Annotated in this window: 15 protein-coding genes; 7 read left to right on the forward strand and 8 right to left on the reverse strand. The window is 48.3% G+C overall.

Going from position 1 to position 15,779, the window contains the following annotated elements; all coding sequences use genetic code 11:
• Positions 1-2 precede the first annotated feature (2 nt).
• Genes trpCF through MHN31_RS04645 form a run of 4 tightly spaced genes read right to left on the reverse strand, consistent with a single transcriptional unit; the run spans position 3 to position 4,528 of the window.
• Positions 3-1,367 (reverse strand): bifunctional indole-3-glycerol-phosphate synthase TrpC/phosphoribosylanthranilate isomerase TrpF, encoded by a 1,365-nt coding sequence (gene trpCF, locus MHN31_RS04630; protein WP_239443574.1) that lies wholly within the window; start codon positions 1,365-1,367, stop codon positions 3-5.
• Positions 1,360-2,364 (reverse strand): anthranilate phosphoribosyltransferase, encoded by a 1,005-nt coding sequence (trpD, locus tag MHN31_RS04635; protein WP_239443575.1) that lies wholly within the window; start codon positions 2,362-2,364, stop codon positions 1,360-1,362. Before trpD ends, trpCF begins: the two co-directional genes overlap by 8 nt.
• A 2-nt stretch (positions 2,365-2,366) precedes the next feature.
• Complete coding sequence (locus tag MHN31_RS04640; RefSeq protein WP_049862997.1) at positions 2,367-2,957, reverse strand: aminodeoxychorismate/anthranilate synthase component II; 591 nt, start codon at positions 2,955-2,957, stop codon at positions 2,367-2,369.
• Positions 2,954-4,528, reverse strand: a complete 1,575-nt coding sequence (locus tag MHN31_RS04645; protein ID WP_239443576.1) for an anthranilate synthase component 1 — start codon at positions 4,526-4,528, stop codon at positions 2,954-2,956. The genes MHN31_RS04640 and MHN31_RS04645 overlap by 4 nt, the downstream gene beginning before the upstream one ends.
• 518 nt (positions 4,529-5,046) lie before the next feature.
• On the opposite strand from MHN31_RS04645, the gene MHN31_RS04650 reads away from it, so the two are divergent.
• Genes MHN31_RS04650 through rluB form a run of 5 tightly spaced genes read left to right on the forward strand, consistent with a single transcriptional unit; the run spans position 5,047 to position 8,830 of the window.
• Entirely contained in the window at positions 5,047-5,892 is an 846-nt protein-coding gene (locus MHN31_RS04650; RefSeq protein ID WP_239443577.1) for a PHP domain-containing protein, read from the forward strand.
• A 4-nt stretch (positions 5,893-5,896) separates the two neighbouring features.
• Entirely contained in the window at positions 5,897-6,517 is a 621-nt protein-coding gene (locus MHN31_RS04655; RefSeq protein WP_010385480.1) for an L-threonylcarbamoyladenylate synthase, read from the forward strand.
• A 2-nt stretch (positions 6,518-6,519) separates the two neighbouring features.
• The gene (locus MHN31_RS04660) at positions 6,520-7,335 is read left to right on the forward strand and encodes a segregation/condensation protein A (RefSeq protein ID WP_125561474.1); all 816 of its coding nucleotides are present in this window, start codon (positions 6,520-6,522) and stop codon (positions 7,333-7,335) included.
• Between the two features lie 50 nt (positions 7,336-7,385).
• On the forward strand, positions 7,386-7,973 hold the full coding sequence (scpB, locus tag MHN31_RS04665) for an SMC-Scp complex subunit ScpB (RefSeq protein WP_010385478.1): 588 nt from the start codon (positions 7,386-7,388) through the stop codon (positions 7,971-7,973).
• Positions 7,970-8,830, forward strand: coding sequence for a 23S rRNA pseudouridine(2605) synthase RluB (gene rluB, locus MHN31_RS04670; RefSeq protein WP_010385476.1), 861 nt, complete (start codon positions 7,970-7,972; stop codon positions 8,828-8,830). Before scpB ends, rluB begins: the two co-directional genes overlap by 4 nt.
• A gap of 41 nt (positions 8,831-8,871) precedes the next feature.
• Here rluB and MHN31_RS04675 read toward each other — a convergent pair whose 3' ends face one another.
• Positions 8,872-9,615 (reverse strand): YciK family oxidoreductase, encoded by a 744-nt coding sequence (locus tag MHN31_RS04675; RefSeq protein ID WP_125561472.1) that lies wholly within the window; start codon positions 9,613-9,615, stop codon positions 8,872-8,874.
• A 269-nt stretch (positions 9,616-9,884) separates the two neighbouring features.
• On the opposite strand from MHN31_RS04675, the gene MHN31_RS04680 reads away from it, so the two are divergent.
• Entirely contained in the window at positions 9,885-12,305 is a 2,421-nt protein-coding gene (locus MHN31_RS04680) for a VolA/Pla-1 family phospholipase (RefSeq protein ID WP_239443578.1), read from the forward strand.
• 72 nt (positions 12,306-12,377) lie between these two features.
• Positions 12,378-13,391, forward strand: a complete 1,014-nt coding sequence (gene sohB / locus MHN31_RS04685; protein ID WP_138539705.1) for a protease SohB — start codon at positions 12,378-12,380, stop codon at positions 13,389-13,391.
• Between the two features lie 30 nt (positions 13,392-13,421).
• Here sohB and MHN31_RS04690 read toward each other — a convergent pair whose 3' ends face one another.
• Genes MHN31_RS04690 through MHN31_RS04700 form a run of 3 tightly spaced genes read right to left on the reverse strand, consistent with a single transcriptional unit; the run spans position 13,422 to position 15,683 of the window.
• The gene (locus MHN31_RS04690; RefSeq protein ID WP_239443579.1) at positions 13,422-13,922 is read right to left on the reverse strand and encodes a histidine phosphatase family protein; all 501 of its coding nucleotides are present in this window, start codon (positions 13,920-13,922) and stop codon (positions 13,422-13,424) included.
• Between the two features lie 37 nt (positions 13,923-13,959).
• Entirely contained in the window at positions 13,960-14,877 is a 918-nt protein-coding gene (locus MHN31_RS04695) for an ABC transporter ATP-binding protein (RefSeq protein WP_239443580.1), read from the reverse strand.
• Positions 14,874-15,683 carry an ABC transporter permease subunit gene (locus MHN31_RS04700; RefSeq protein WP_239443581.1) on the reverse strand — a complete coding sequence of 270 codons (810 nt, stop codon included), beginning with the start codon at positions 15,681-15,683 and terminating at the stop codon, positions 14,874-14,876. Before MHN31_RS04700 ends, MHN31_RS04695 begins: the two co-directional genes overlap by 4 nt.
• Positions 15,684-15,779 lie beyond the last annotated feature (96 nt).

Genomic DNA, 15,779 nt, shown 5'->3' on the forward strand with positions numbered 1-15,779 from the left:
CCTCAGTATTTACGAATTGTGTTAAAAGCTGTATTGAGTTTGTCGGCACACTTTTTACCTGGGCTGATCTCGACGCCAGAGTTCAGGTCGAATCCTGCTGCGCCCAGGTATGAGGCCTGTGTCAGGTTGTCAGCGCTCAGTCCGCCTGCCAGCATAAAGCTGCCCGGGGTCTGGCTAAGCAACTGCCAGTCAAATGCTTGTCCTGTTCCACCAAGCTGACCTTTGACCTTAGTGTCGTATAAATGTTTGTCGACGCCCTGTAATGGCTCAGGCAGATGATCACTGATCCCCTGAGCTTTCCAGATCTGGCAGTTAACGGGTAATTGTTTGCGCAGCTCATCGATGTAATCTTGCGTTTCATTGCCATGCAATTGCACAGCGCTGAGCTTGAGGATACGGACGTTTTCAACCACTTGTGCAAGCGATGCATCGACAAATACGCCCACATAGTTGAGCGGTGCGCTGTCTACGACGGCTTTTGCACAGTCAATGTCGACATAACGAGGTGATTTGGGGTAAAAAATCAATCCTCCGTATACCGCACCAGCCTCATAAGCGGCAATGGCGTCCTGGCTGCGGGTTAAGCCACAGACCTTGTTTTCTCCCAGAATCAATTTGCGACAAGCGGTCTCCAGGTCTTGTTCAGCCATCAAAGAGCTGCCGACCAGGAAGCCATTGCAAATGGGGGCAAGGCGTTTAACGTCTGCATGGGTATAGATACCGGACTCAGAGATCACGGTTTTATCGTCCGGGATTAATTTGCGTAACCGCTCGCTGGTCGCCAGATCTGTACTTAAATCCCTGAGATTGCGGTTATTGATACCTATGAGTCTGGCGTCTAACGCGAGTGCGCGATGGACTTCTTCTTCATTGCTGACTTCAGTCAGCACTGCCATGTTCAGGCTGTGCGCAAGTTCAGCCAGAGCTTTGTAACGCGCATCATCGAGTACTGATAGCATTAACAAAATGGCATCGCCACCACTTAAACGGGCCAGATACACTTGGTATTCATCGATAAAAAAGTCTTTACAGATGAGGGGTTGCGAGACCTGAGTTCTGACATAACTAAGATACTCAAAATTACCCTGAAAATACTTTTCGTCAGTGAGCACACTGATGCAGCTAGCGTAACGACCATAAACCGCAGTAATTTCATCCAGGTTGAAGTGTTGACGGATCAGACCTTTTGACGGCGAGGCTTTTTTACACTCCAGAATAAACTGAGTACCCGGGCGGCTCAGCGCCGCGTAAAAGTCCCGATCACTAGGCGTAATTTGATCAATAAAACTCTTCAGCGGGCGGTCTTGTTTTCTCTGAACGACTTCGACTTCTTTGTCAGCAACAATTTTTTCTAACACATTAGCCATTGCTCACCTCCACTATTTCAGCAAGTTTTTGCGCGCAGCGTCCGGACGCCAGTATTTCTGAAACCTGAGCACTGGCTGATTTAAGATCTGTTGCTTTGTCTGTCATGACCAGCAGCGCGGCGACATTGGCGATGATGGCAGCGTTATGTGCTTCTTTGCCTTTGCCATCGAGAATATCCCGGGTTGCCTGGGCATTAAATTCCGGAGTGTCGCCAAAAATGGCTTCGAGCGGGTAGCGTTGCAGCCCAAAATCTTCAGGCGTTAGTGTGTAGTCTGTCAAAACGCCCTGATTGAGCTCGGTTACCTGAGTTTCGCCATGCAGTGCAATTTCATCGCAACCTGAACCATGAACAACCATGGCGCGTTGAGTACCGAGTTTTTGTAAAGTCTCAGCCATAGGGCGACAAAGTTTAGGGTCATAGACGCCAAGTAATTGCACTTGGGGCTTCGCTGGATTCGCCAGTGGGCCAAGGATATTGAACAAGGTGCGGGTCTTGAGTTTAGTGCGCACCGGCATCGCATGTTTGACACCAGCATGATAGTGCGGCGCAAACAAAAAGGTGAAGTTAGTTTGCTGCAAACAGCGTGCACCCAGTAGTGGGTCCATATCCAGGTTTATGCCCAGTGTTTTTAACAGATCAGCAGAGCCGGATTTACTGGATACGCTGCGGTTGCCATGTTTCACCATAGGGATGCCACAAGCGGCCGCAACGATTGCTGCTGTAGTACTGACATTGATGGTGTTGGTGCCATCACCTCCAGTGCCACAACTGTCTGCGCATAGCAGGCCATGGGTGTCAAATGCGGTGGCGTGATCGCGCATCGCTTTTGCGGCTCCGGCGATTTCTTCGGCGGTTTCCCCTTTAATTTTCAGAGCAACCAGAGCTGCGGTTAGCTGTACTTCATCTAGCTGGCCTTGCATGACTGCGCTGAACAGATCTGTAGCCGCGGCGAAGTCCAGTGATTTCTGTTCAAGTAATAAATTTAAACTGTCCATGTCTACTCCTCAGATGTGAGATAGGCGATGCTTTGCTGTAGTAGCTGAGCGCCGCATGGGGTTAAAATTGATTCCGGGTGAAACTGATACCCGATCACCTTATCGTCCGGGTGGTAAATCGCCATTGGGATTTCTTCATAGTTAGCAATGATTTCCAGGCATTCAGGTACCTGAGTTGCCATAAGAGAATGATAGCGAGCCACAGGAAATGACTTACCCAGTCCGTCAAAAACGGGGTGAGGTTTGACGCTAATATGGGATGATTTACCGTGCACCGTCTCACCGGCATGGCCTATGGTGCCACCATAACTTTGCGTTAGCGCCTGTTGACCAAGGCAGATCCCCAGCATGGGGTAGTGACCTTTGCACAATTCAATTAATTCAAGTAAACACCCTGCGTCTTTAGGCGCACCTGGGCCCGGTGATAAAACTAGAATCACAGGATCGGTTTCTTGCTGCATCTTGGCAAAAATGGTGCTGGCATCGAGGTGATTACGATATACCACGAGCTCAGCTCCAAGTAGTGACAGCTCATCGACCAGGTTGTAGGAAAAGGAGTCAAAGTTATCGAGAAAATATATTTTGGGGATCATGCCGGTGCTCCTGAATAAGTCGATTGAATGGCTTTGATGACAGCACTGGCTTTCGCCCTGGTCTCATCGGCCTCGGCTTGTGGGTCGGAGTCATAAACAACGCCTGCACCGGCCTGAACCAGTGCCTGGCCATTTTTGACAAAAGCAGAGCGGATCACGATACAGGAGTCCATTGCGCCATCCCCGGTCAGATAGCCTACAGCACCGCCGTAACTGCCACGGCGTTGTTGTTCTGTATGCCTGACCAGCTCTGCCGCTTTGACTTTAGGTGCACCGACCAGGGTGCCCATATTCATACTGGCCTGATAGGCATGCAGGGCATCCAGATCTGGTTTAAGCTGACCTACGACACGAGAAACTAAGTGCATGACCTGAGAGTATCTGTCTACTTTAAGTAGCTCTTTGGCGTGGCGGGTACCAGGTACGCTGATCCGGGCTACATCGTTGCGCGCCAGATCAACTAACATCAGGTGCTCTGCACGCTCTTTTTGATCGTCTCGAAGTTCAAGCTCGATGCGGCTGTCGAGATCCGGGTTAATACTGCCATCGGCAAACTTGCCTCGAGGTCGGGTGCCTGCAATCGGGTACACTTCGACCTGATTACTCTGCTCACAATATTTCAATGCCGATTCAGGAGAGGCACCAAATAAAACAAACTCCTCATCGCGCATGTAGAACATGTAAGGGCTTGGGTTTTGTTGTTTAAGTGCTTTATAGGCCGAGAGTGGATCGCCACAAGGTAAGGAGAAAGTGCGAGAGGGCACAACCTGAAAGATGTCGCCATCCACGATGTGCTGTTTCAGTTTTACTACCTGCTCTATATATTCTTCGTCACTGATATCAACACTGACCTCACAGCTACCTGCAAGCGGGCTTGGCGAGAATGACTCCAAAGCATCACACTGATGATTGAGAACTTCAAGCTGGCGGCCTACTTCAAAGCAGTTCGCATGAACATCGGGACCGTTGAATACATTACCTATCAACTCAGTCGTTTGAGCCTGATGATCTATGATCAGCAAGGTCTCAGCCAGGTAGAACACGTAGTCCGGACAGCTGTTTGCACCATCCGGCACGTCAGGGAGTTGCTCAAAATTAGCAACCATATCGTACGCAAATACGCCACCCAGAAACAGCGAGAATGGTGTGTCTGAGTTACACTTGATGCGGTTGATACAGGTTCTGAGCGCGCTGAACGCGTTATCGGCCTTCAGCTTGGCATACTCATCGAGATCGGCAGATGTGTCCTGATAAGTAATGGTCAGCACTGAGTTGTCGAGCGTTACGTCACAGTTTTCGACTTCCTGCGCCAGATAGGGCAGAAGCTGCTCGCCGTTGTTGGACATCGCCCGGACTATTACATTTTTGCCCGTACATTCAAAGCGCAGTGCTGTATCAACCAGGATAATGCTCTTTACATTGTCTTTGGAGTCTATTTCTGCAGATTCCAGCAACAATGAGTTGGGCTTATCCAGCGCCGCGAACAGAGACAAGGGGCTGGCGATGTATTCTCGCCGTAACCGAATACTGGTTACTTCCCCGGGCTGTGTCGTTATATGACTAAAAATCACACCTCATTCCTCGTAATTTTCATAAATTAATCTAAAAAAAACCCCCGAAAGCGATTTGCTTGCGGGGGTCTGTGTATTAGGTACAAAGATGCCGTCCCGCTAATTCAGGCACCACCACCAAGATTCTACTAGTAAAATAGTTGTTATATTATTGATCACTATACAATATCTTTGAGAAAATTAAGTTACAAAAAAACCCGCGTGTTTAGCGCGGGTTTCGAAAATCTTGCATGCACAACGACTCACCCGCTAATTACGAGTGCCACCACCAAATGTTGAAAGTTGTTTGTGTTTTCATTTGTTAAGTCGTCGTTATGTAAATTTAGTGACCACAGTAAACCGCACTATAGGACAAAGTGTCAAGGTCAAATTGGAAAAAATGCGGCCAGTTCCCAAAAATGGTTATTTTGGCCTAGCTGCTTGCTGCATTATCACTGTTTAGTGCGTCAGATAACCGCCCTTAGAAGTAAACAACATGGTATACTAAAATCCGCATTTTTTTAGAAGGTTATGAGAGTTTGATAAAATACGACTTACACAGTCACAGTACTTTTTCGGATGGTCGTTTGGCGGTCGGTGCCTTGCTTGAACGAGCAACCGAAAGAGGTGTGGACGTACTTGCCATTACAGATCACGACACCACCGCAGGTATAGCTCCTGCAAGGGCGTATATCACTGATCAACAGTTGCCTTTGTCACTCATCTCCGGGGTTGAGATTTCAACCAAGTGGGAGAGCTTTGAAATACACATTGTGGGTCTGAATATAGATGAATCGAACAATGCACTGAGCACCTTGCTTGCCAGTCAACAGCAGAAACGTCGTGATCGCGCTAAAGAGATTGGTGCACGACTGGCCAAGCGAGGTTATGAAGGTATCTATGAGCAGGCGCAAACCCTGGCTGAGAACGCTGAAATTACCCGTGCTCACTTTGCCAAAGCACTGGTAGACAGAGGGGTCGCTAAAAATATTCAGGGTGTGTTTAAAAAGTTTTTGGGGCGCAACAAAATCGGGTATGTGCCCAGCAGCTGGTGCAGTATGAGTGAGGCGATAGATGCCATCCATCAGGCTGGTGGCGTAAGCGTACTGGCGCATCCGGGTCGTTATCAGATGTCTAATAAGTGGCTCAGAAAGCTACTAAGCGAATATAGTGCTGCGGGCGGCAAGGCAATGGAGGTCGCACAGCCACAACAGGCACCATCGGAGCGACAGTTTCTGGGGCAGTTGAGTCGTGAGTTTGACTTACTGGCTAGCCAGGGATCTGACTTTCATTATCCAACGAACTGGTTGGATCTTGGAAAAAATCTATACTTACCAAAAGATTGCCAAGGTGTTTGGCAATTCTGGGGCGCGACAGAGGAGTGACAGCGTGAGCCAATTTTTCCATATCCATCCTGATAATCCACAAGGTCGTCTGATCCGTCAGGCCGTTGACATCATTCAGCAAGGTGGCGTAATCGTATATCCAACCGATTCTGGATACGCCATTGGCTGTAGTCTGGGTAATAAACAGGCGAAAGAGCGAATTGAGCGTATTCGCGGTATTGAGAAGCATCATAACTTTACGCTGATGTGCCGGGATTTATCTGAGCTTTCGACTTATGCGCGTGTCGACAATCAAATGTTTAGGATGATCAAAAACAATACGCCGGGCCCTTATACATTTATTCTTAAGGGAACTAAAGAGGTCCCAAGGCGGTTGCTTAATGAGAAGAAAAAAACCATCGGGATCCGGGTGACAGAACATCCGATCACGGCAGCTTTACTCACGGAATTAGGTGAGCCCTTGATGTCTTGTTCGTTAATTCTGCCGGATGAGCAATTTACCGAATCGGACCCGGACGACATTCGCCTGCGTCTGGAAAAGCACGTTGACCTGATCATTCATGGTGGGTACCTGGTAGAGCAGGCGACGACTGTGATTGATATGTCCGACGATGAAGTGGTGATCCTGCGTCGTGGTTGCGGCGATACAACCCAGTTCGAATAATCATGCCTGATCAGAGTGCCCAGCAAAAGCTGCCACTGGCATTTTTACATGGTGAAGCGGTATTGGAAAAGCCGGAGGATCTGTACATTCCTCCGGATGCACTGGAAGTCATACTGGAGACTTTTGAGGGGCCGCTCGATCTGTTGCTGTATCTCATTAAACGCCACAAGCTGGACATCCTTGAGTTACCGATACTGAGTATTACGCAGCAATACGTGCAGTACGTGGAGATGATGCAGGATATGCAGCTGGAGCTGGCCGGTGAATACCTGGTTATGGCGGCCTTACTGGCACAAATTAAATCGCGTTTATTGTTACCGGTTCACGAAGAGCTGGAAGATGAGGAAGATCCGCGTGCAGAATTGGTCAGACGGCTTCAGGAGTATGAGCAATTTAAAAAAGCGGCTGAGAATCTGGACCAGATCCCCCGCGTAGATCGGGAAATTTTTGTTGCCCGCGCGCTGATGGAAGAATCAGAAGAACCACAAACCCGATTACCCGACATTGAGATGGCCGAGCTGCTTCTGGCCCTGAGTGATGTGATGGCACGGGCAAAAACCTTTGAACATCATCAGATCAGTGCTGAAGTGTTGTCAACTCGTGAGCGTATGGCCGCAATTCTTCAGTTTTTATCTGAACATACCGAGCCGGTTGAGTTTACACGCTTGTTTACTTTGTCGGAGGGGCGCAGTGGTGTGGTGGTCACGTTTATCGCCATGCTTGAGTTATTGAAAGAGCAATTGATTAACTGTGTGCAGGTAACTCCCGCAGGTACGCCTGCCAGTGCAATTTATTTGTCATTAAAGCTACACGAGTGACGCGGGCTCTGTCATAATACGCCGCTTTAGACTAGCCTTATCCTACTTGCATGAAACGTCGTATCAGTGATGAACAATTGGTTGAACTGGTTGAAGCAGCCATTTTCGTTGCCGATAAGCCTTTGTCTCGCAAACAATTGAAAGAAACCGTTTTGCAGGATATTCATGTATCTGATGTCCGCCTCAGGCAGGCGCTGGATACCTTGAGCGAGCATTATCAAACCCGCGGTGTCAAACTGGTTGAAGTCGGAACGGGCTACCGTTTTCAGGCCTGTGCCAGCTTAAGTCCCTGGCTCAGTAATCTGTGGCAGGAAAAAGCGCCAAAGTATTCTCGTGCAACACTCGAAACATTGGCACTTATCGCTTATCGACAACCCATAACCCGGGGCGAGATTGAGCAGGTGCGGGGCGTGACGGTCAGCTCTAACATCATTAAAAGCTTGTTAGAGCGACAATGGATAAAGATAGTGGGCTATAAAGAAGTGCCGGGTAAACCCGCACTGTATGCAACAACGAAACAATTTTTAGACTACTTTTCGCTTAATGGGTTGGATATGCTCCCTGAGCTGCCTTCCCAACAGGGCGAAAAGCTAGATCAGATGTTAGATGATCCTTCTGTGAGAGAACCATCAGAATGAGTGAGAAGTTACAAAAAGTTTTAGCACGCGCTGGCGTTGGCTCGCGTCGTGAAATGGAAAAGTACATCGAAAGCAACCGTGTTAGTGTTGATGGTAAGGTGGCCAGACTGGGTGATCGTGTTGAGGAAAATGCGGTTATCCGGGTCGATGGGCATATCGTAAAAGTAGAGCAGCAGGATGATCGGATCTGCCGTGTCTTGATGTACCATAAGCCAGAAGGCGAGCTGTGTACGCGTAAAGACCCTGAAGGGCGTCGTACTGTGTTTGATCGTCTGCCGCGTATTGAAGGCGATCGCTGGATTGCTATCGGCCGATTGGATGTTAATACATCAGGTTTGTTATTGTTCACCAATGATGGTGAACTGGCCAATCGTTTGATGCATCCAAAATATGAAGTAGAACGAGAGTATTCGGTACGCGTATTTGGTGATGTGACTAATGAGCACCTGCGTAACCTGAAAAAAGGGGTAGAACTGGAAGATGGTCCGGCGAAATTCCTGAAGCTGGCACCACGCGGTGGTGAAGGCCTGAACAAGTGGTTTAATGTTACTCTGACTGAAGGTCGTAATCGTGAAGTGCGTCGTTTATGGCAGTCACAGGAGCTTGAAGTCTCGCGCCTTATTCGTATTCGCTACGGTAAGTTAGAGTTGGGTAAACGTCTGCCTCAGGGGGGCTGGGAAGAACTCAAGCTGGAAGATGTGAATTACCTTCGCAAATCTGTTGGCATGCGCCCTGAAACGCAAACTAAGCTGTCGGTGATGCCTGAAAAGCGTAAAGACAAGCGTGCTAAGATAAACCGTATTCGCAAGGCGGTAAGCAAGCATAATCAGCGTCTCAAGCAGAGCAAACGTCGTTAATAGACATAAAAAAAGCCGCGAAAGCGGCTTTTTTTATGTCTTTATTTTACCTGTGCGTCCAGCGACTGACCATTTACCTCGGCCGAATCATCAGACATCAGATAAAGATAAGTTGGCATCAAATCTTCTGGTGTTTTTAATTTATCTTTATCTTCTCCCGGATAGGCTGTGGCGCGCATGCCTGTGCGAGTAGCCCCTGGGTTGATACAGTTAATACGAATGTTGGTTTTGCCAACTTCAGCGGCCCAGGTTTGCATCATCCCTTCGGTAGCGAACTTTGAAATGGCATAGGCCCCCCAAAACTCTCGGCCCTGACGACCAACTCCGGATGAAGTGAAGATAATTGATGCACTGGGGGCTTTGCGCATGACAGGGAACAGGTATTTGGTGATCATAGCCTGCGCAGTGACATTTACTTTCATGATGTTTTCGAATGTAGAAACACAAAAGTGCTCTAGCGGACCCAATGCACCTAATATAGAGGCGTTGTTCAGTAGTCCGTCAAGCTTGCCAAATTGTTGTTCGATAGTGGCGGCAAGATCTCGATAGTGCTGTTTTGTGGCACCCTTTAGGTCTAAAGGTACTATTGCAGGTTTTGGATATCCTGCGGCGACGATTTCGTCATAAACACATTCCAGCTTGCTGGTGGTTTTACCCAGCAAAATAACGGTCGCGCCATGTTTGGCATAGGTCAGCGCAGCAACCCGGCCAATGCCATCGCCTGCACCAGTGACCAAAATCACTTTGTTTTCTAAAGCATTCTCAGCTGCTTGATAAGTATGCATTTTGAACCTCTGAGCTAAATTTTCAGCATATTTTACCACATACCACAGCCAAGTTATCGAATTTATTGTAAATATGGCTGGCGAAACGCTACACTTTGCGTTAACTTAAACTGGTCTAATGTCTTATTAAAAGCAGATTTACCTTTAAGTACCTTTTTGCAAAGGTTTTAACTAAATATTCTCTGATTGGTCAATTTACCAGCTAAATTAAGCAGTTAAGTTGAATTCAGGGCTAAGAATAATAATAAGATTATGTCGGAGCCAAATAAATGAAAAAAATGCTACTCTCACTCGCGGTTTCTGCAGCCTTAGCTGGTTGTGGTGGCGGTGAAACCCTTGAAGATGTAAAACAAGAAAGCACAGCTGTAACACCCAGCGCCTCGATTAAATTCGACCCTGCCAATGGGGTGATTTCGGTGCCTAATGATCTGCTGTTTAACGGCACGAAAGATGGCACGCTGAATATTCCAGGTGAACTGAACGATGACGGCTCTGCTAAAATCCAGCGTGCAAATTATGCCGACCCTTCACTGGCGTTGGGCGCACTAGATGGTTGGTCAACGCAAATGCCATTTGCGATTGATTTAACAGTGCCAGCTGGTGTTGAAATTGATGCGGCGAGTGTCGCAACGCCCGGTGCTGTGAGAATTTTTGAAGTGGTCATGGGCGCCAGCCTGACTGATCAGGACTGTGCAACTGTACCTGCCGGGATTGCCTGTAAAGGGGTCGCTGAGCTGACCTTTGGCCCAACTGGTGATTTTATTGCTCAGCTAGGTGCAGACGGGAAAAGCATTAATGTTATTCCTGTGAAGCCGCTAAAATCGGCGACGACTTACATCACAGTATTGACAACGAGCCTGAAAGACAGCTCGGGCAGTGTTACGCCTTCTTCTTCTTACACATTGCTTAAGCAGGAAGCGCCTTTGGTAACACCTGCACAAAAGAGCTTGCAAGCGGTTGTACGCAGCTATGAGAGTGCGGTGACATCTCTGGGTACTGTGACCAGCGAAGAAATCATTTATTCTGCTGCAATGACAACCCACTCGACTTTTGAAGTCATGGGGGCCGTGAAACAGTTACTGGCTGGGTCATTGACTACCGAGCAGAGACCCGTTTTGAGTGTTGGTCAACAACCCGTTGATGGCCTGACCGTTGCTGATGTGCTGGGTGAGCGTTTACCTGAGCAAATTCGTCCTCTGTACCGTTCAGTGAGATACTTACAAGGTAATATTGTACTGCCACGTTACCTGGGTGAGCCGCAAACGAAAGACGACGCAGCGCTGGCAGATACCTACTGGCAGGCACAGTGTGATAACGCCGCAGCGGTTGCCGGCTATATTCAGGCAACGGGTGGCACACCTGAGCTCAAAGAAGGTAACGATACGCTTTGTAATGCGTTATCTGAAGGTCGTTTGCGAGACTTAGGGCTGGATCAGCACAAGTTTGTCAGCAAATATAACCCAATTCCAAAAGCGCTGGGCGCGAATAACATCCCGGTCCAGATCACTATGCCTGCGGACGAAACAAATCGCCCAGAAACCGGCTGGCCGGTTATTATCATGCAACATGGTATCACCAGTAAGAAAGAAGACATGCTGGGTCTGACGCTGGCATTGACTCAGGCTGGGTTTGCAACGGTTGCAATTGACCACCCATTGCATGGTGACCGTGGTATTGATGTAGATGGCGATGGTGAGGTTGATTTCAACGCGTCAACGAAGAGTGTACTTCACTATATGAACCTGCAATCACTGCTGGTTGCACGTGATAACCTGCGTCAATCAACAGCCGATCTGCTGGGTCTGCGTCTGGGTCTGAATTTCATCAATCAGGCGACGGCGGTTCCTTTGCTGTTCAATACACAGGATGTGAGCTTTATCGGCCACTCTTTGGGATCGGTTGTTGGGCCTAGCTTCATCGCGTTGGCTAATACACCGCTGGATGAGCAGGTTGATGCCTTGTTTAGCGTGAAAGCGGGCGCATTATCAAGCGGTGGTTCGGGCATTGCAAACTTCCTGGTAGAGTCAGCTTCTTTCGGCCCGGTGGTGAAAAGCGCGGTCTTGTCTGCAGCAACAGACTTAGCTGTATCAAAACAGTTTAATGCTTACCTGGGAGAAGGTGCCATCTCAGATTGCGGCCAGTTTGCGACTGATGCCGGTGCGTTTGCAAACTGTGCATATTCCACCTTTACTGCGCAGCTAGAGGCGAACGGTGATACCGTTTCACTGGGCGCAATTGATGCAACCGTCACCCAATTCGCTTATGCAGCACAAAGTGTGCTGGGTAGCGCTGACCCGCTTAACTATGCTGGCGCGGTAAACGCGCTGGGTACACCTATTTATATGGGTGTTGTTGTGGGTGGTGAGAATGGCAATAAAGAAGATCAGGTTATCCCTCCTTCAACGCAAAGCAATCCGTTGTCTGGCAGCTTACCAATGGCCGCTGTAATGGGGCTGACGCCTGTGAGCGAAACGCAAACGTCAACCGACGGCACTGCAGGTAGCTATGTTGTACGCTTTAGCCAGGGACATCACAGCTCACTGTTGACCACCAGCTTTGATGAGCAATCAGGTGGCACAGCAGAAGGTCATGCTGCAGCGACCATGGAAATCCAGCAGCAACTGGCGACTTTCCTGGCTTCCAAGGGCCTGATGTTACCAATTACGAATGATGCTGTTATTGCAAAATAATCGTATTTGAGAGATTATGAAAAAGCCGCTGTTTTAGCGGCTTTTTTTTACTTAAATTTCAGGAGTAGAAAGTTGGTATTTTTATATGAATACGGATTATTTTTGGCTAAAGCGGTGACGCTGGTCGCTGCGTTAGGTGCAATTATTGCGATGATAGTTGCGGCAAGCCATAAGCCGAGTTCTCAGTCCGGTGAAATCGAGCTGACCGATCTGTCCAAACGACTGGACGAGGCTAAAGAGCAGTTTCTGACACAAACCCTGGATAAGAAAGCGCTGAAGTCCCACCTCAAGCAACAGAAAAAGACGCAATCAGAACAGTCTACTGAGACAAAAAAGCGGGTCTTTGTGATTGAGTTTTGTGGCAGTATGGATGCTCATGAGGTCGAAAACCTCAGAGAGGAAGTGACGGCTATTCTGACCATTGCAGAGGCAAAGCAGGATCAGGTCGTGGTTAACCTGGAGAGTGGGGGAGGGGTTGTACATGGTTATGGGCTGGCAGCCTCACAACTACAACGTATTAAAGATGCGGGCCTGCCACTGACGGTTTGCGTGGATAAAATTGCTGCCAGTGGTGGTTATATGATGGCCTGTGTGGCAGATAAAATCATTGCTGCGCCGTTTGCGATTGTTGGCTCAATTGGCGTCATTGCTCAGATGCCTAACTTTAATAAGCTGCTAAAAAAGAACGACATTGACTATGAGCAAATTACAGCGGGTGAGTTCAAACGCACGTTGACCCTGTTTGGTGAGAATACAGATAAAGGGCGCGAAAAGTTTCGTGAAGAAGTAGAGCATACCCATGGTTTGTTCAAGCGTTTTGTCAGCGATAACAGACCGAATATGGATATTGATAAAGTGGCGACAGGAGAGCACTGGCTGGCCACACATGCACATGAGTTTTCCCTGGTAGACGAAATCCGCACCAGTGACGATCTGTTGTTAGACTTAAATCAAGCCTATCAGCTTTATCAGGTAAGGTTCAAACTGAAAAAGTCGCTGGCTGAGAAACTGGGCGTTGGTGTTAGTCTTAGCCTTGAAAAAGGCGCGATGCGTTTATTCTCTAAATGGCAAAAATCGAGTTATTAAGCACTTAGGGCAGTGTGGTTTGCACATTGCCTACTTATTTTCGCCTGATGTCTCAGGCCTGAATATATAATGTTGCAACGTGGTTATGCCTGGCGCTAGAGCGTGCCACTGCTCAGCTCTTATATTCAGTTCGACATAACCCGCTGTCACTATGTTATCAAATTGGTGTGTACTCAGATGATTTACCAGTATCGTTAAGGCAGGATTGTGGCCAATTATTGTCACATCATTGCACTCGTCTGGCAGCAGGCGCAGGCAGTCCATTAAGTCGACAGCATCAAAGGTATAGAGTGCTTGTATTTCCTCAATAGCCTGAGTCACCTGACATTGAGCGTGCAAGATATGCGCAGTATCCCGTGCCCGGCGAGCTGGGCTGGTAAATATAAACGTATCGGGCAGCAAACCTAATTGTTTTGCCAGCGCCTGAGTTCGTCGCACGCCTTTGGGTTTGAGCGGCCGGTCAAAGTCGTGCAGCATAGGATCCTGCCAACTGGATTTGGCGTGTCGGATCAGCCTGAGTGTTCTATTCATACACAACTCAACCAAAATTTCATGTTGTTAGTGTAGACTAAGTTGTTGTGAACAGCTCATTTTCTAGGGTATTGCCATTAATTAGCTGCTTATAAGTCCACCCCTGGTGATGGCAGAGCTCCAGTAATGCGATATCCAACGCCTTATGGCAGGTATCATACTCGATAACAAACTCATCGGGCTGAGACTGCCTGACGTGCTTAACCCCGTCAAGCTGTGCTATTTGATCTCTCATCTGATCCGTTAATCGTTGCAGTTGCAAGGTCAAAAAGGCGGTGCCTGAATTGTTTTGGGTATATCTTTGGTGACTGGTCAGTTTACCTTGTTCAAGGTACAGCACAGTGTCACATAAGCGCTCCAGCTCACTCAGATCATGTGAACTGAGCATAAAGGTGATGTCTTTACTTAGACTTGCAATCAATGAACGGATGGCTTTTGCATTGATGGGATCCAATCCTGCCGTAGCTTCATCCAGCAGGACGATTTTGGGTTGTCCAATCAATGCTTGTGCAATGCAGATCCGCTTTCTCATACCATGCGACAGCTCAGAGGCCTTGGCATTGAGCTGGTTACCGAGATCAACTAGCTCCAAAACACGTGCCGTTTCCTGCGTTGCGTCACGGTGACTTAATCCCTGTAACTGGCCATAAAAGGTCAGTTGTTTGCCAACCGAAAAGCGGGGATCCAGCTGCGCATCTTGCGGCAAGGCACTGAGCACACCAAACAGGGCGTTGTCGCCTGGTGTATGTCCAAGTACTTTGACGCTGCCCGCGTCAGCTTGTAAGAAGCCACACAAGATACTGAATAGCGTTGTTTTTCCTGCTCCATTAGGGCCTACCAGCGCAACCGTATGACCGTGACCTAACGTAAAGCTGACCTTATCCAGTGCGCACTTGTTGGCAAATCGCTTGGTGACTTCATTGACTTCAATGACGAATGACGTTGAGGTACTCATAGATCTTTCCTTTTCATTAGCCAAAAAGCAGCACTCAGCAATACCGCAGTTTGTAGCAGGGGAAGTGCAATGGCGTGTAAACCGATACCGTGCCAGGGAGCAATGTCACTGATATGCACACCGGGTAGCAAATAATACAGCCAGTGAATCGGTTCGAACAAAGAGGTTAGGTAACCAATCAACATATTCCCGACAGTAAAGAGCAAGCTGGCATAAATGATACTCAGCCTGGCCGAGCTTGCGAGCAGATTAAGTAAACTCATCAGTGCGATGAAGGGAAGTGTTGTTAATACGAGTAACATGATAATGGAGGTGACTTTGCCGAGGCCGACCATGGCCAATGTGGTGTCCCGGGTTAGCATGAGTATCCAGGCTGCAAGAGCTGAGGCCGTGATCAGGGTTAGTAAAATGAGGGCCTGGCCTGCAAATCGACCAAGCAAGATCTCTCCTCGGCTGGCACGTAATGTCAGGAATCTGAGCGTACCCCGTTTAGCGTCCTCAACAGTTTGATCGGCACTGACAAACAAGGTAAAGACTGGAAAGCTAAACAAGGCAATGATCCAGTAGACCGACAGTTCAGCCTCCGGCCAGCGTGCTAATGAATAAAGTCCCACTGAACCGGCTATTTGTACAGCGATATCTGAGAACTCTGCGCTGTTGAGTACTGAAACGGCATGATAAATGGGGTAGCGTAAGATCATCAGCCACACCATAGTAAAGGCGGCCAGTGCCAGCCAGCCGCGTTTGGTCGCAAACAAGCGGGTCAGTTCAAACTGACTCAATAAAATGATTCTTTTTAGTGGCATAGTGCACTCCTTTTGCGGATACCTTAACGCAAAAGCAAATAGATGGGAAAGGTGAGAATTGTTTCAGAGTGTGGCGAACAAAAAAAGGAGCCCGAG

Source organism: Pseudoalteromonas sp. McH1-42 (genome assembly GCF_022347845.1).
In the GTDB taxonomy this organism is placed as follows: Bacteria; Pseudomonadota; Gammaproteobacteria; order Enterobacterales; family Alteromonadaceae; genus Pseudoalteromonas; species Pseudoalteromonas rubra_D.

Coding starts and splice junctions, on each gene's coding strand:
- trpCF (WP_239443574.1), bottom strand. CDS start 1,367: ATGGCTAATGTGTTAGAAAAAATTGTTGCTGACAAAGAAGTCGAAGTC.
- trpD (WP_239443575.1), bottom strand. CDS start 2,364: ATGGACAGTTTAAATTTATTACTTGAACAGAAATCACTGGACTTCGCC.
- MHN31_RS04640 (WP_049862997.1), bottom strand. CDS start 2,957: ATGATCCCCAAAATATATTTTCTCGATAACTTTGACTCCTTTTCCTAC.
- MHN31_RS04660 (WP_125561474.1), top strand. CDS start 6,520: ATGCCTGATCAGAGTGCCCAGCAAAAGCTGCCACTGGCATTTTTACAT.
- scpB (WP_010385478.1), top strand. CDS start 7,386: ATGAAACGTCGTATCAGTGATGAACAATTGGTTGAACTGGTTGAAGCA.
- rluB (WP_010385476.1), top strand. CDS start 7,970: ATGAGTGAGAAGTTACAAAAAGTTTTAGCACGCGCTGGCGTTGGCTCG.
- MHN31_RS04675 (WP_125561472.1), bottom strand. CDS start 9,615: ATGCATACTTATCAAGCAGCTGAGAATGCTTTAGAAAACAAAGTGATT.
- MHN31_RS04680 (WP_239443578.1), top strand. CDS start 9,885: ATGAAAAAAATGCTACTCTCACTCGCGGTTTCTGCAGCCTTAGCTGGT.
- MHN31_RS04690 (WP_239443579.1), bottom strand. CDS start 13,922: ATGAATAGAACACTCAGGCTGATCCGACACGCCAAATCCAGTTGGCAG.
- MHN31_RS04695 (WP_239443580.1), bottom strand. CDS start 14,877: ATGAGTACCTCAACGTCATTCGTCATTGAAGTCAATGAAGTCACCAAG.
- MHN31_RS04700 (WP_239443581.1), bottom strand. CDS start 15,683: ATGCCACTAAAAAGAATCATTTTATTGAGTCAGTTTGAACTGACCCGC.